This is a genomic window from Terribacillus aidingensis, assembly GCF_900215625.1.
GTDB lineage: Bacteria > Bacillota > Bacilli > Bacillales > Amphibacillaceae > Terribacillus > Terribacillus aidingensis.
Genome location: NZ_OBEK01000002.1, coordinates 686,815 through 702,048, shown reverse-complemented (window position 1 = coordinate 702,048; position 15,234 = coordinate 686,815). Strand labels below are relative to the sequence as shown.

Below are 15,234 nucleotides of genomic sequence, written 5' to 3'. Positions count from 1 at the left end.
TAGCACAGCTTGTTCTTAATGGTTGGAGTGCTCGGCTCAAACAAATTATCTGCAGAAAACGAAAAAAGCTGCCCTTTGGCAGCACGTTGGATTATAAGTAAGCTTCATTTGGATCAGAAGAAAGTTCAGCTATCGTAAGAAAATCAAAGTGCACAGATTGGCCTTTGCCCTGCGGACTGCATGCAAACAATCCGGCTGAAATGCAAGCATCATCGGGAATGTCCAAATGAGCGATGCGCATTTGCATCCATTCCTCGCCATCCCAGGAAAAGTCGATATAACAATTCTGAGCAATTCTGGATATCCGGAAGTATAACTCGATATCTTTATCTTTTACATATTGTGTGGACCAATCTGAGTAGCCTTGATTTGTAACCACTGCGCCCAATTTGCTCAAGTTATATGTTATATATTCTAAAGAAGTTTTAACCCAGACGTCTTTTGAATAGCGAATCATTAATCCGGCATGGTCATACTTTGAATTTGGCAAGGCTTTCACCTTGGTAGTCATTCGAAAATTCTTATCTGTTTTCATATACAGAAAATGCCCATTGTCATTTTCAAAACCATAATGCGTTTTTTGCCAGAAATCAGTTTTGGGATCAGTTTTTAGAATTAATTGAGAAGTTTGTTTATCAATTAACCAATGATGAGGCTCAAAACGCCATTGCAGTAAGTTACTTAATTTTACATCTCCAAATCGTTCTTCTAACAGAACTTGTTTCATCACCTGAATCCCTCCGATTTCTGTAGATAAATCCAATTATACGTTTTCTTCCATACACCAAGAATAGGGATATATACTTCTTTTATGAGTTATCAGATACCATTCTAAATAATTCGATATAATATTAAAAAAGAACTGCAAGTAATAAGCTGCACCTAAGATTTCATGTAAGATTTTAGGGGCAACTTATGTTTTCGGGAAAGGAATAAAGCGAATATGCTTAGGATTATCGAATAAAGTTAGTGAGAAGCTTTAATAAGGCTACAATCCGATGAGGTGAAGAAATGAGAGCTGTTATTCAGACAAAATATGGCTTACCTGATGTACTGCAGCTTATGGATATTGAAAAGCCGGTTCCGGGGAATATAGAAGTACTAGTGAAAATACACGCCTCCTCGTTAAATCAAGGGAACCTTGTGTTATTAAAAGGTAAACCTTTCGCAGCTCGTTTTGCATTTGGATTATCTAAGCCAAAATACGCTGTTCCCGGTGGGGATTTTGCAGGTCGAATTGAAGCAATCGGGAAGGATGTTACTCAATTTAAAACAGGAGATGAGGTTTTTGGGGACTTATCGAGCAGTGGGTGGGGAGCTTTCTCAGAATATGCGGCTGTTCCTGAACATGCACTTGCTTTAAAGCCAGCTAATTTATCATATGAAGAAGCTGCTGCATTACCAATGGCTGGAGTGACAGCATTGCAAGCGTTACGTGATAAAGGCAACATAAAGCTGGGGCAAAAAGTATTGATATATGGTGCCTCGGGCGGTGTTGGAACTTTCTTCATTCAGCTTGCCAAGCATTATGGAGCAGAAGTAACAGCGGTTTGCAGTCAGAAACATAAACATAGCATAGAACAGCATGGAGCTGATTACATTATTGACTATCAAGGCGCAGATTTTTCACTGGCTCCGAGGCATTATGATGTCATTATTGGGGTGAATGGCTTTCAGCCTCTTTCTATATACAAACAGGCATTAAAATCAGGCGGAGTATTCGTTCATGTAGGTGGTTCCGGAGCTCAGTTATCACGTGTTTTGCTTTTTGGTCCATTAATTTCAAAGATGAGCAGCAAGAGATTCAGCAGCTTTTTACATAGACCAAAACAAGAAGATCTTGTTTTATTAAAAGAAATAGCTGAAGAAGGCGGCATAAAACCAGTAATTGTCCGCAATTTTATGCTTGAAGATATTCAAGAAGCTTTTCACTATTTCAATAAGGGGCATATCGGCGGGAAAGTAATTATACAAATCTCTGCATTGGATGAGAACGATTTACATGAAAGAACGCCGTAGCAGAAGCGATAACGAGACAAATAGCATACAAATTTAAAATAAGCCGACAAACGGTTTTTTTTCTGGCATAATAGTAAAAGGAAAGGTACTAACGCTTCTGTTTATCGATCGCCGATAAAGAGAGGCGTTTTTATCTTAAATGAAACTAGATACAGCAAGCAACAGGTAAAGAGTAACTGGCTAGAGAGGAAGATACATACGAAAGATATATGGTACAACGCACTATCGCCTCCGTAACTTTATCATTAAACAGGCAAAAAACGATAAAAATATTAGGGAGTTCTTGTTTATGATTGCTGCGTTATTAGGTGTACTGATTGGTTCAGGTTTGTCATTTCAAACAGCTGTAAATTCCCAGCTGCGAAAGTTTGTTATTTCCCCTTATTTAGCTTCTATGATTTCCTTTACAATAGGAGCTGTTTTCTTATTTGTTACTACATTGGTGTCCGGCGCACCGCTCGGAATTTCATGGGACCTTATTTCGAATCAGCCAATCTGGATTTGGCTGGGCGGGATGCTTGGTGTTATTTTTCTTACGGTTAACATTTTATTGTTTCCGAAGCTTGGCAGTGTTCAAACAGCAATTATGCCTATTCTCGGGCAAATCATTATGGGGATGCTGATTGATAACTTCGGATGGTTTTCTTCAATGAAAGTTCCATTTGGTGTTAATAGAGTCTTCGGGATTGCTTTATTGTTAGTCGGCGTCTTCCTGGCAATTGCCATTCAGGAAGTAAGATCACGCAAAGAAGTTAAGAGCAATCGTAACCTCATGCAATGGGTTTGGCGTCTTATCGGAGTGATTTCAGGTATGCTGGCGTCTACACAAGTAGCAATTAACGGCCAGCTTGGAGTAGTGTTAAATTCATCTGTTCAAGCAGCGTTTATATCCTTCTTTGTTGGAGCAGTAACGCTGATTATAGTAGTTGCTGTAAAGGAGCGCTCTTTTACAGGAGTAAAAGCGCCTATTAAACAAAAAGCACCCTGGATTGTATGGATCGGCGGGCTTATAGGTGCGGTATACGTTTTAGTTAACGTTTATTTAGTCGGACAAATAGGAACCGGCCAAACGGTTATCTTAGTTTTATTCGGTCAGATAGCCGGAAGCTTGCTGATTCAGCGTTTTGGTTTGATCAACTCGCCGAAAATGCGAATTGACTGGATTCAAATTGTTGGGTTGGTGCTGATTTTAGGTGGAGTTATTCTGATAAAATTATTTTAAGTAGGGCGAATTGTGTTCATTAGGGAAGTAAATATAAAGGCTTGCATTGTCATGCAGATGATGCAAGTCTTTTTTTGTTTATCATAATATAATTATGTTAACTGAAGTAACGCTTATTAAAACCGTCAAGATTTAAACAAAAGTAATTAAATACAAATCAACACAAATAAAATAAAATAGTGTATAATCCAAAACGTCAAGTAAAATGAAAGCGCTTTATGTATTATTAACGCAGAGGAGGATGAACATTGGCGGAAAAACAGGGGAGTTTAAAGGCTACCATCACGGTAGCGATGTCCAACTATCTGGAAGCAGGTTCAATTGTAGCAGGTGCTGGCGGTTTGACTTTGTGGATGGAGTATTTGAATTTAAATGATGCAAAGCTAGGTTTGCTTGGTGCATTAAGTGCTAATGGTTTTGGTTCAGCGATTGGTGCTTTTCTGGGCGGTATTTTAGTGGACAAGTTTGGCAGGAAGTTCATATATAAATATGATTTGCTTGTGTACATGCTAGGGATTCTGCTCATTACATTTTCATTTAATTTCCCAATGCTTCTAGTCGGGTATGTGGTTACCGGAATTGCTGTTGGAGCAGCTATTCCAGCTGCATGGACTTATATTGCGGAAGAAGCACCAAAAGGAGAAAGAGCCGCTCGCGTTGGCTGGGGGCAGCTGGCTTGGTCAATTGGACCGGCAATTACTTTATTTTTATCGGTAATGCTAGCGCCATTAGGTCTGCTTGGCAGCCGGATTATTTTTGCACAACTCTTTGTTGTCGCTTTAATTACATGGATATTGCAGCAGCAAATAGGTGAATCAAAAATTTGGACAGAAGAAAAAGCGAAAGAAAAAAGCCGCAAAGCTATTGGATCACAAGATGTATCATGGAAGCAATTATTTACGGTTAAAGCAAACCTGCAGGCAATTGTTCTGCTTGTTGGTATTTATGTTTTTTGGAATCTTGTAGCAGGTGTAATGGGTTATTTCATGCCGTATATTTACGAGACAGTGGGCGGTTTATCTGCATCACAGGCGAATTTACTGCAAGGCTTCCTCTGGACATTGACAGTTGCAGCTACTTACTTTGTCTTCATTAAACTTGGTGATCGTGTAAACCGGAAACTGCTCTACGGAATAGGTGCAGGTATGGGGATTGCTGCATGGCTAGTGCTTACTTTTGGCGGGATGGGAATGTTTGAGCTGTTTACATTCGTAGTCTTATGGGGGATTGCTGCAGGATTTGGTGCGCAGGCGTTTTATGGCTTATGGGCTGGTGAACTGTTTCATACGCGTTACCGGGCCAAAGCACAAGGATTTATTTTTGCTCTGGCGAGAGTGGCAGTTGGTTTGATTTCGCTAGTCGTTCCGCTGATGATTAGCTCCTTTGGTTTCCAGGCAGCTGGTATGGTTATGATTGGTTTCTTGCTGATTGCGGCTGTGGCAGGGTTGATCATGGCACCAGAGACGAGAGGAAAGTCATTAGAACAAATTCAAGAAGAACGATACGGAAGTATTCCTGTAAACAGAAAACAAGCAAAAAGTTAACAAAACAAAAATAAACAAATAAAAATAAAGAAAAACACACAAAAGCGCTTCTGCATCATGTATAATGAAATCAGTTATTGAAAGCGCTTTATAAATAGCGTACATTCAAGAAGAGGAGTGTTGGAATTGGTACAAAACAAATGGGATGACAAAGAAGCGAATCTGCAAGAAGGTTTAGGAGTACTAGTGTATCGGTCCAATTTAATCGGAAGTGACCGCTCGGTTTGTAACTGGGGCGGCGGCAACACATCTATGAAGACGACAGTAGAAGACTTCCGCGGACGGCCTGTAGAAGTCATGTATGTAAAAGGAAGCGGTTCTGATTTGGCGACGATGGGAGCGCATAATTTTACCGGTCTTCGTATGGAAGATATACGTCCGTTAATGGAAAGAGAAGCAATGCCGGATGAAGAAATGGTTGCTTATTTGACAAACTGTATGATTGACGCGAGTCATCCGCGTGCCTCCATCGAAACGCTGCTGCATGCTTTTCTTCCTTTCAAGCATGTTGATCATACGCACCCTGATAGCATTATCAGCATTTGCTGTGCAGATAACGGGCAAGACATTGCCAAAGAAATTTTCGGAGACCGATATGTCTGGGTTCCTTATATCCGTCCTGGATTTACACTATCTAAGATGATTGCAGAAGCAGTCGCGGCGAATCCGCAAGCAGAGTTAGTTCTTATGGAGAAGCATGGATTAGTCGTATGGGGAGACACGGCTAAGGAAAGTTATGACCGAACAATTGCGGTGATTAGCGAAGCAGAAGCATATATAAAAGAAAAACAATTTAATACTGCACCTTTCGGCGGCGAGAAAGTTGCTAGTCTGGATAAAGATGCTCGGAATGCGCTAATTACGAAGGTTATGCCAATCATCAGAGGGGCCGTTAGTGAAGAGAAGAAAATGATTTTAAGCTTTGATGATAGTGAAGATGTTTTGGAATTTGTAAATAGTGAACAAGCAGAGCAGCTAAGTCAGGTAGGTGCTGCATGTCCGGATCATCTCGTACATACGAAGCGCACGCCTTTATACGTCGCGTTTGATCCAGCATCTGACAGTGCGGAGGATTTACAGCAGAAAGTTCGAGCTGGTATTAAAGCTTTTGCGAAGGATTACAAGGATTATTTCCAGCGTAACGCTTCTGAAGGCGACGTTATGTTCGAACCAGTACCAAGAGTCGTCCTTATTCCAGGCGTAGGTATGGTTACAACTGGGAAGGACAAAAAAGCGGCGAATATTAGCTCGGCTTTGTATCATCGCGCTATTTCTGTGATGAAAGGAGCAACTGCACTAGGAGAATTTGTATCACTATCTGAATCGGAATCATTTTCCGTGGAATATTGGCCGCTGGAACTGTATAAGCTGTCTTTGGCTCCGCCTGAAGCTAGGTTCAGCCGTTCTGTTGTTCTCGTTACTGGCGGAGCAGGCGGTATTGGAAGCGAGACACTGCGTGTATTTCTGAAAGATGGTGCGCATGCTGTTGTAACCGATATCAACATGGAAGGCGCAGAAAGGATTGCGTCCGAGTTGAACGAGAAATATGGCGAAGGCCGTGCGGTTGCAGTCAAAATGGATGTAACATCTGAAGAAGCCATTGCAAAAGCGTTTGAGACTGCTGTTAGACAGTATGGCGGCGTTGATCATATTGTAAACAACGCAGGTTTGGCAACAAGCAGTCCTTTCGATGAAACAACATTAAAAGAATGGCAGCTTAATATGGACGTATTAGGTACAGGGTATTTCCTTGTCGCCCGTGAAGCCTTCCGACTAATGAAACAGCAGGGAATTGGCGGCAGCATGGTGTTTGTCGGTTCGAAAAACTCTGTCTACGCTGGCAAAAATGCAGCTGCTTACAGCTCCGTAAAAGCAATGGAAATGCACTTGGCTAGATGCATTGCGGCAGAGGGTGGCAGCTATGGTATCCGCGTGAACGGTGTCTTGCCTGATGCGGTGCTGCAAGGATCAGCAATATGGGGCTCAAAATGGCGGGAAGAACGCGCGGCAGCTTACAATATTTCACCAGATGAGCTGGAAGAGCATTACCGGAAACGAACAACATTAGGAGTGAACATATTTCCAAGAGATATTGCCGAATCAATTGCATTCTTCGCCTCAGACGCTGCCCTTAAAACAACAGGATGCATGATTACAGTAGACGGCGGCGTTCCGGCTGCCTTTACAAGATAAGGGGGATATCATATGCATATAGCGGTTGATATCGGAGCGTCAAGCGGTCGTCTTATTACTGGGGAACTGAAAGAAGGGAAGCTTGTTATACAGGAGATCCATCGTTTCGCTAATGGCTATCAAAAACAAGGAGAATTCAACTGCTGGGATATTGACCATTTGGAAGAACAAATCCTTCGCGGTTTGCAAATTGCGAAGCAGCAGGGGATTACTGCGTGTACACTTGGAATAGATACGTGGGCAGTTGATTATGCACTGCTTGGGAAGGATGGTGAGCGATTACGCAATGTGATTGCTTACCGCGATTCCCGGACAGATGGCGTAATGGAGCAAGTGTGGGAGACGATGCCGAAGAGTGACATCTATCGTAAAACAGGTATTCAGTTCCAGCCGTTCAATAGCCTATACCAATTTATTTCAGAAAAAGAGGAGGTTATCCGGCAAACGGAAACGGTCCTGCTTGTTCCAGACTATCTTAACTACCGGCTGACTGGAAAGAAAGTGATGGAAGCAACAAATGCTTCTACCATGCAGCTTCTGAATCCTGTGAGCCGTACATTTGATGAAGAGCTTCTAAATCTGGCAGGTGTTCATGCCAGTCAATTTGCGGAGCTGGTCGAACCAGGCACCGTGATCGGCAGCATTACAGAAAAGCTGCAGGATGCCTATGACTTGCCAGATTGTAGGGTTATTGCAGTAGGTTCACATGACACGGCATCTGCCATTGCCGGTGTGCCAGCAAGCGGTGAAAATTGGGCTTATTTGAGCAGTGGTACGTGGTCCCTGCTTGGGACAGAGCGCAGGCAGCCGATACTGAATGACAGCAGTCTGGAGTTGAATTTTACGAATGAGTGGGGAGTTGACCAAACATACCGCTATTTAAAAAATATTATTGGAATGTGGATCATCCAGGAGATTAGAAGTTTATATCCAGTAGATTATAATTACGCAGAAATGGTCGAAGAGGCGATGAAGGCCGATGTAAAGCGGCCGCCGGCTGTTCATTTGAATGATGTCCGTTTTTTGAAGCCGGATAATATGATTGAAGAATTACAGGATTATTGCCGGGAAACAGACCAGTACGTGCCGAAGACGATTGGAGAGCTGAGTTATACAGTCTTTCATAATTTGGCAGTCATCTACAGTGAAGCATTGATAGAATTGGAAAGGCTTACAGGTGAAGAACTGCAGACACTTCACATCGTAGGCGGCGGCGCACAAAATCAAATCCTAAATCAGCTGACTGCTGACTACAGCGGTTTACAAGTAATAGCAGGGCCTACAGAAGCAACTGCGCTTGGTAACCTGATTGTACAGATGATAGCAGCGGGTGAGCTTGCTTCCTTGGATGCCGGAAGACAGCTAATACGGTCGTCTTTCCCCTTGCGAACCTTTGTTCCGGCTGGTGCAGAGAAAGGAAGAACAGTTTATGATTCGAAAAGCTAGTGTTATGTACGTGTACCGCGATAAATTCGAGGAGTATAAAAAGCGTCACGACCAGCTTTGGCCGGAGATGAAGCAAGTGCTGAAAGAACATGGTGTCAGCAACTATGGTATCTTCCTGCACGAACCTACAGCAATGTTATTTGCTTACTTAGAAGTTGAATCAGAAGAATTACACGCGCATATCGCAGAAACAGAAATATGTCAGCGCTGGTGGGTGTATATGCAGGATATCATGCAGACAAATCCGGATCATAGTCCAGTTAGCGAATCGTTAACAGAAGTATTTCATTTAGCTTAAGGAGGATAAAAAATGACAGTAATCAAAGCGTATGAAATGGCGAAATCGATGTACGAGACACTAGGAGTGGACGTAGAAGCTGCATTGGAAAAATTGAAAACGATACCAATCAGTATTCACTGCTGGCAAGGTGATGACATTGGCGGGTTTGAGGTGCAGCAGAACGAACTATCAGGCGGCATTGATGTGACCGGTAATTATCCTGGAAAAGCAACAACACCAGAAGAGCTGCGTTCCGACTTGGAAATGGCGCTCCGTTTGATACCGGGGAAACACCGAATTAATTTGCACGCCATTTATGCCGAAACGGATGGTCAGCATGTTGAACGCAATGAAATAAAGCCCGAGCATTTCCGCAATTGGGTTGAATGGGCGAAGCAGCACAATCTTGGTCTCGACTTTAATCCAACTGTTTTTTCCCATTCAAAAGCAGCGGATGGACTGACACTCGCCCATCCTGACGAGGAAATTCGCCAATTCTGGATCGAACATTGCATTGCCTCCCGTAAAATTGGCGAGTACTTCGGCAAAGAGCTTGGCACACCGAGTTTAACGAATATTTGGATTCCGGATGGTTATAAAGACGTTCCGAGTGACCGATTAACGCCGCGAGAAAGACTGAAGCGTTCGCTTGATCAAGTATTCGCAGTAGAAATTGATGAAAAGTACAATATAGATGCTGTGGAAAGCAAGCTATTCGGATTAGGCTCTGAATCCTATGTTGTCGGTTCTCATGAATTTTATATGGGTTACGCTTTGACACGCGGCAAATATTTGCTTATGGACACAGGTCATTATCATCCGACAGAAATGGTATCAAATAAAATTAGCGGTATGCAAGTATTTACAGATAAGATTGCACTGCACGTCTCCCGTCCTGTGCGCTGGGACAGTGATCATGTGGTCACGTTTGATGACGAGCTAAAGGAAATCGCTAACGAGCTTGTCCGCAATGATGCATTAGATACAATTCGAATCGGTCTGGATTTCTTTGATGCCAGCATTAACCGAGTGGCGGCCTGGGTAATCGGTACTCGCAATATGCAAAAAGCGCTTCTTTATGCTTTATTAACTCCGCATGCAGAATTGAAAAACTATCAAGAAAAAGGACAGTTCACAGAAAGATTGATGTTAATGGAAGAATTGAAAAGTTATCCATTCGGTGCCATATGGGATTATTTCTGCCAGGAGATGCAAGTTCCGCGCGGCATGGCTTGGCTGCAGCATGTTCAAGAATATGAAAGAAGCGAATTGGCTCGCCGGTAACACAGAAGATTATGCTACACTATAATCAAAACGTGGCAAAGGCAGGAAAAGGTATGTTAGTTGCAGAAAGACAAAGGAAGATCGTGGATGTTGTAAATGAGCGGGCTAGTGTTCGAGTGTCCGAGTTAAGTGCGCTCTTTCATGTTACCGAAGAAACAATCCGGCGCGACTTGGAAAAATTGGAGAAGGAACAGCAGCTTCATCGGAGTCACGGCGGAGCAGTCCGGATCGAAGAAGGTGCATCTGAGATCGCGTATGAGGCTCGGGAAGTCATGCACATGGAAGCGAAACAGGCAATTGCAAAGGCTGCTGTTGCAGAAATTCACACTGGCGAACGGATTATTCTTGATGCTAGCACGACAGCGTGGTACATGGCCAAGGAATTGCCCAATATGCCGCTAACCATTATCACCAATAGTATTAAGGTTGCACTTGCCTGCAGTAGCAAGGACCAAATCCGTGTTATATCACTCGGCGGTCAGCTGCTGGCTAAATCGTTATCATTCGTCGGTCCGCTGGCGGAGAGATCATTGACGACATATTATGTCGATAAAACCTTCCTTTCTTGTAAAAGCGTACATGTAGAGCATGGTTTGAGTGACTCCAATGAACAACAAGCGATTATCAAGAAGCAAATGATCGACATAGCAGGTCAAACTATTTTGCTTGCTGATTCAAGTAAATTCGGTAAGCGCGCATTCGCAACCATCACCGAGCTAAATCGAATTCAGAAGGTATACACCGATACAGACATAGATACGGGTACAAAAACGTATTTGGAAAAACAGAATATAGAGTTCCAAGCTGTGAACTAAAAATCGACCCCGCAGGTATACTGCGGGGTTGCTAAGGATGGTTTTATGCGCAAGTTACTCATAATCTTGTTATTCTTGTTGATTTTTGTAAGCGCTTGCAATAAAAGTCATGTCCTTTATGTCCAAAATACAGCATCCTCCGACAAACAAATTGTAGCCAAAGAGCAGATTGATATTGCGATTGTCCCGAAAGTCATGGAAATACCGTACTTTCAAGCGGTACAAGAGGGGGTAGCAGAGGCAGCAAAACACACTGGAGCAACTGTACATTTTGAAGGTCCGACAACAGCAAATGCAGCACAGCAAGAGGAAATCATTCGTCGTTTTATCAGCCAAAAAGTGGACGTACTTGCTGTAAGTGTTATTGACCCTGACCGTCTGACGCCAGTTCTCAAAGAAGCTAAAAAGCAAGGAATAACTGTCCTGACATGGGATGCAGATGCGCACCCAGAAGCTAGAGACTATTTTATAAATATGGTAGATGCAGAAAGGCTAGGGCAGCACTTACTGGATAGTTTAGTAAGACAAATCGGCGAAAAGGGGACGTATGTTATCTTGTCTGGGTCTGCATCATCGTTGAATCAAGAAGAATGGCTGCATTGGATCAAGCAGCACAATCGAACATATTATCCGCGTTTAGTTCTTCGCGAAGTAGCTTATACAGATGACAGTTCCGTTACAGCTTATCAAGAAGCAAAACGAGTTACCACTGCATATCCAGAACTCAAAGGCATAATCGGTATTGCCTCGCTTGGTCCGCCAGCAGCGGCTTCTGTTTTGAAAGAAAAAGGATTAACAGAGACTATTGCTGTTGTAGGTTTGGCCTCACCTCGTGACATGAATACACATTTAAAGGAAGGAAATGTGCGTACTGTTACATTATGGAGCCCAAAAAGATTAGGGTACTTGACGGTTATGGTTGCAAAACTTTTACGTGATGGAACCGTTATAGATGATGGGATGCTGATTGATGGAGTCGGCAGAATACAAGTAAATGGAGATCAAATCATTATGGATGAGCCAATTGATTTTACGGTAGAAAATGTGGATCAATATGATTTCTAAGCGAAAATACCATCATCTGCCTTTGATGCATAAGCTGCTGTTCTCTTATACGTTACTGACAATCATCCCTGTTTCCCTGTTAGGATTCTTTATATATGCAGCCTACATGAATGCCGCAGAGGAACAAATAGGTGCACTAGTTCCACAAATGCTCGAACAGGCAAGTCAGCAAATCGACCGAAATGTGCAAGATGTCACCATGATGCCGGAAAGAATTTATCAGTCACAGCAGACGATTGAGATATTGCGGACGGATGCATTTCAATCACACGCTGAATCTATGCAGCAGCAATATGAGATGGAGCGCTACTTGTCCAATAGCTTCCTTCACTCCAGCTCTTCCGATTTACTCGGTGTATTTGTTTTTTCTAAAAATCGGATATTTGCCGCAACAACGGAGAACTATAGCGGTTTTTCTAAAACAGAAGCTGCCGTTTACGGACAAAGCCTGGAATTGGAAAAAGGAAGTATTCTCTTGCTTCCGCATGAGACGAACCTGGTATTCGACAGCGGTGCTGATTATCTATTAATCGGCGTACCGATTCAAGACCGTGACAATCAAACCTATCTTGGAACAATGTTTCTTGCGTTAGACGTTTCGTTTGTGGATCGTATTACAGCTTCGATGAAAGACCATCGTGCTGCTCGCATTATGCTTGCAGACAAGATGTCAGGAAGACTTGCTTATGACTCTAGCGGCAGAGACAAAGCATCAGTCAACCTTCGGGCATACCCGATTGAAAATGGCAGTTTCCTGCAAGATAGAAAGCTTATTGGCATTACACCAGTGATGCAGCAAACCTATGCCTTAATCTACGAAATACCGACCGAGATACTATTTGCTAAACAATACCAAACGCGTACGATATCTATCGTTTTATTTCTAGTATTTATTTGCTTCAGCCTTTTTTTCTATAGTATTGCTGCCTATAATGTCTCCCATCCGATCAAGCGCCTCATGCAAAATATGCGCAGCGCCCAGCAAGGTGAGTTTCAACATACATTGCCGGTAACAAAGCAGGATGAAGTCGGCAGGCTGACAGAGAGTTATAACATGATGATTGAAGAGATTCGCGATCTAATACAAAAAAATTATATGATTAAATTAAAACAGCAGGAAGCCGAATTATATGCCCTGCAGACACAAATCAACCCGCATTTTATTTTTAACACATTAGAAACAATCAACTATGCAGTAGAAGCAGGGGAGCAGGAGGAAGTGATGCGTATAATTACGACTCTCGGCAGAATGCTGCGCTATTCCTTAGATAATGGTGTTAAATTTGTATCGCTTGCTGAGGAAATAAGACATGTCGAAAATTTTCTCTCTGTTCAGCAATTTCGCTTTTTTGACAGACTTACGTGGTCGACAGATTATCCCGATGAAGCAGGGAGCTTGCAAGTACCAAAATTCATCCTTCAGCCTATTGTAGAAAATAGCATTAAGTATGGCCTTGAAGTCCAAACTGCCATTCATATTGGCATCAAGATTCAGCAAACCCAAGGCTTACTTGTACTGACAATTAAGGATGACGGACCAGGATTTGATCCAGCCGTAAGAGAAGCACTGGAGAGGGAGCTGGCATTAGAGCCTGGCATAACTTCCAAATCAGCTCATTATGGTTTAAGTAATGTTGCAAATAGAATTAAGATGCTGTATGGCGCTGACTATGGTGTGTCGCTGGAAAATAATCGTCAAGGAGCGACTGTATTGCTTTATTTGCCATCTCAGCAAATATCGCGTTTGGGGGGATCTTGATGGAGGATTTACGCGTAATCATTGTGGAAGACGAATACCGAATTCGTCAAGGACTGGAGCGTCTGATTACCAGCCATCCGCATTGTACGGTGAATGGGGTATATAGCAACGGACAAGAAGCGATAGATGGCTGGGAACGCACGAAGGCAGCGGATGTAGTCCTCACGGATATAAAAATGCCGGTGATGGATGGTTTAACATTGATCCAATCTCTCAAATCGGCAGGTTATACAGGTGATTATCTTGTATTGAGCGGATTTGATGACTTTGAATATGTCCAACAGGCATTGCGGAATAAAGTAAACGATTATTTGCTAAAACCGATCGATCGGAAGCAGCTGCAAAAGCGTCTGCTGGAATTGTATGAAAAGAAGCAAGAACAGCAGAAGCAGCTCATATCCGAAAAGCAGAAGCAGGAACAGCTGCATGTACTGCGAGCGATATCTGGGGAAAGCAGTCTCGCGGGTCAGCAGTGGACTGAGATGTTTCCGGAAGGTATGTATTTCACTTGTCAGCTATTTGTTCTGGACTTTTATCAGCAAAAATCCAAGCGTGATTTAGTCCGATTCCATCAGGAGCTGAGCAATGTTATTCGCTTGTTGGAAACGGAACTGTCTGCGCAATGGTCAGATCAAGATTTTTGGTGGTGGTGGGATCAGGAACGAAGCTTCGGGCTGCTTGTTCACACGGATAATGCAAATTCATCTGAACTATTTGAGGAGCTCGCAAAAACACTGTCACACCGCACGTTTTTCCAGTTGATTGCTTCTGCCGGTCAAGTGCTGCAGGATTTGGAGCTGCTGCCTTCTGCACTGGAAACAGAGCATATCGAGATGAAGCTGCGGCCCAAAATCGCAGAAATCGGAAGCACAGAAGCATACAGTCGAAGCGTGCAAGATGATTTGAGTACACTGCGCTTTGCTTTCAAGCAATTGTTATTTGAAAAGCTGGATAGTGCTTTGACAAGCTTGCAAAAAGAGCTCTCATCATTACAGCAGGTTGAACGGACTGCAGCACTGCTGCAGTCAACCGGCATTGAGATGCTGCATGATGTCAGCAGGCGTCTGCCAGTCACAGAGGTAAATAACATGCTGCAGCGATTAGGCAAGCACACCAGCCGATCACTTTCCGAGACAGAGTTGGTGCAGGCATTTGAAAACTGGACGAGAACGCTGGCCAATTTGTGCATACGGTCTCAAAAGCAGTCAGACCAAACGGCAGTGGAACGGGCTAAAGTATTCATACAGAATCACTTGCAGGATAGTATAACAATTGAACAAGTAGCTGGGCATGTGTATATGAATCCAACATATTTCTGTGCTTATTTTAAAAAACACACAAATGAAACGGTGCTGCACTATGTAACGAAGCAAAGACTGGAACTTGCGAAGCAGCTGTTAGAAGATACCGATGAGAAAGTGGCGGAGGTCTCAGAAGCGGTTGGCTATCAGGACCAGAAATACTTTACAAAGATTTTTAAGAAACATACTGGTTTTTCTCCCTCCGAATACAGGCGTACACGTCGTTAGCTAAAGCAGCAGAAGAATAGACACCATTTCAGAAAGACGTCCCCTTTTCGAAGCGGGACTTTTTTCATACTCTTTATG

The 15,234-nt window shown here is 43.0% G+C and carries 12 protein-coding genes; 11 read left to right on the top strand and 1 reads right to left on the bottom strand.

Annotated elements, in window-relative coordinates; translation table 11 throughout:
- Positions 1-91 precede the first annotated feature (91 nt).
- A complete protein-coding gene (locus CRO17_RS08810; protein WP_097041979.1) occupies positions 92-727 on the bottom strand; it encodes a DUF1349 domain-containing protein in 636 nt (211 codons plus the stop codon).
- Between the two features lie 284 nt (positions 728-1,011).
- On the opposite strand from CRO17_RS08810, the gene CRO17_RS08805 reads away from it, so the two are divergent.
- The 11 genes from CRO17_RS08805 (at position 1,012) to CRO17_RS08755 (ending at position 15,156) form a co-directional block, all read left to right on the top strand.
- Entirely contained in the window at positions 1,012-2,019 is a 1,008-nt protein-coding gene (locus CRO17_RS08805; protein WP_097041342.1) for an NAD(P)-dependent alcohol dehydrogenase, read from the top strand.
- 289 nt (positions 2,020-2,308) lie between these two features.
- On the top strand, positions 2,309-3,241 hold the full coding sequence (locus tag CRO17_RS08800; RefSeq protein WP_097041340.1) for a DMT family transporter: 933 nt from the start codon (positions 2,309-2,311) through the stop codon (positions 3,239-3,241).
- Positions 3,242-3,534: 293 nt separating this feature from the next.
- Complete coding sequence (locus CRO17_RS08795; protein WP_179636967.1) at positions 3,535-4,785, top strand: MFS transporter; 1,251 nt, start codon at positions 3,535-3,537, stop codon at positions 4,783-4,785.
- A 126-nt stretch (positions 4,786-4,911) separates the two neighbouring features.
- Positions 4,912-6,978 (top strand): bifunctional aldolase/short-chain dehydrogenase, encoded by a 2,067-nt coding sequence (locus tag CRO17_RS08790; protein ID WP_097041336.1) that lies wholly within the window; start codon positions 4,912-4,914, stop codon positions 6,976-6,978.
- 12 nt (positions 6,979-6,990) lie between these two features.
- Positions 6,991-8,424: a rhamnulokinase gene (gene rhaB, locus CRO17_RS08785; RefSeq protein WP_097041334.1), complete on the top strand. Its 1,434-nt coding sequence runs from the start codon at positions 6,991-6,993 to the stop codon at positions 8,422-8,424.
- Entirely contained in the window at positions 8,408-8,722 is a 315-nt protein-coding gene (gene rhaM / locus CRO17_RS08780; RefSeq protein ID WP_097041332.1) for an L-rhamnose mutarotase, read from the top strand. Before rhaB ends, rhaM begins: the two co-directional genes overlap by 17 nt.
- A 12-nt stretch (positions 8,723-8,734) precedes the next feature.
- Positions 8,735-9,988: an L-rhamnose isomerase gene (gene rhaA, locus CRO17_RS08775; protein ID WP_097041330.1), complete on the top strand. Its 1,254-nt coding sequence runs from the start codon at positions 8,735-8,737 to the stop codon at positions 9,986-9,988.
- 53 nt (positions 9,989-10,041) lie between these two features.
- Positions 10,042-10,803 carry a DeoR/GlpR family DNA-binding transcription regulator gene (locus CRO17_RS08770; protein WP_097041327.1) on the top strand — a complete coding sequence of 254 codons (762 nt, stop codon included), beginning with the start codon at positions 10,042-10,044 and terminating at the stop codon, positions 10,801-10,803.
- Between the two features lie 45 nt (positions 10,804-10,848).
- Positions 10,849-11,868, top strand: coding sequence for an autoinducer 2 ABC transporter substrate-binding protein (locus CRO17_RS08765; RefSeq protein WP_097041325.1), 1,020 nt, complete (start codon positions 10,849-10,851; stop codon positions 11,866-11,868).
- Positions 11,858-13,627, top strand: coding sequence for a cache domain-containing sensor histidine kinase (locus CRO17_RS08760; protein ID WP_179636929.1), 1,770 nt, complete (start codon positions 11,858-11,860; stop codon positions 13,625-13,627). The genes CRO17_RS08765 and CRO17_RS08760 overlap by 11 nt, the downstream gene beginning before the upstream one ends.
- Positions 13,627-15,156 carry a response regulator transcription factor gene (locus CRO17_RS08755; protein ID WP_097041321.1) on the top strand — a complete coding sequence of 510 codons (1,530 nt, stop codon included), beginning with the start codon at positions 13,627-13,629 and terminating at the stop codon, positions 15,154-15,156. Before CRO17_RS08760 ends, CRO17_RS08755 begins: the two co-directional genes overlap by 1 nt.
- Positions 15,157-15,234: the final 78 nt, after the last annotated feature.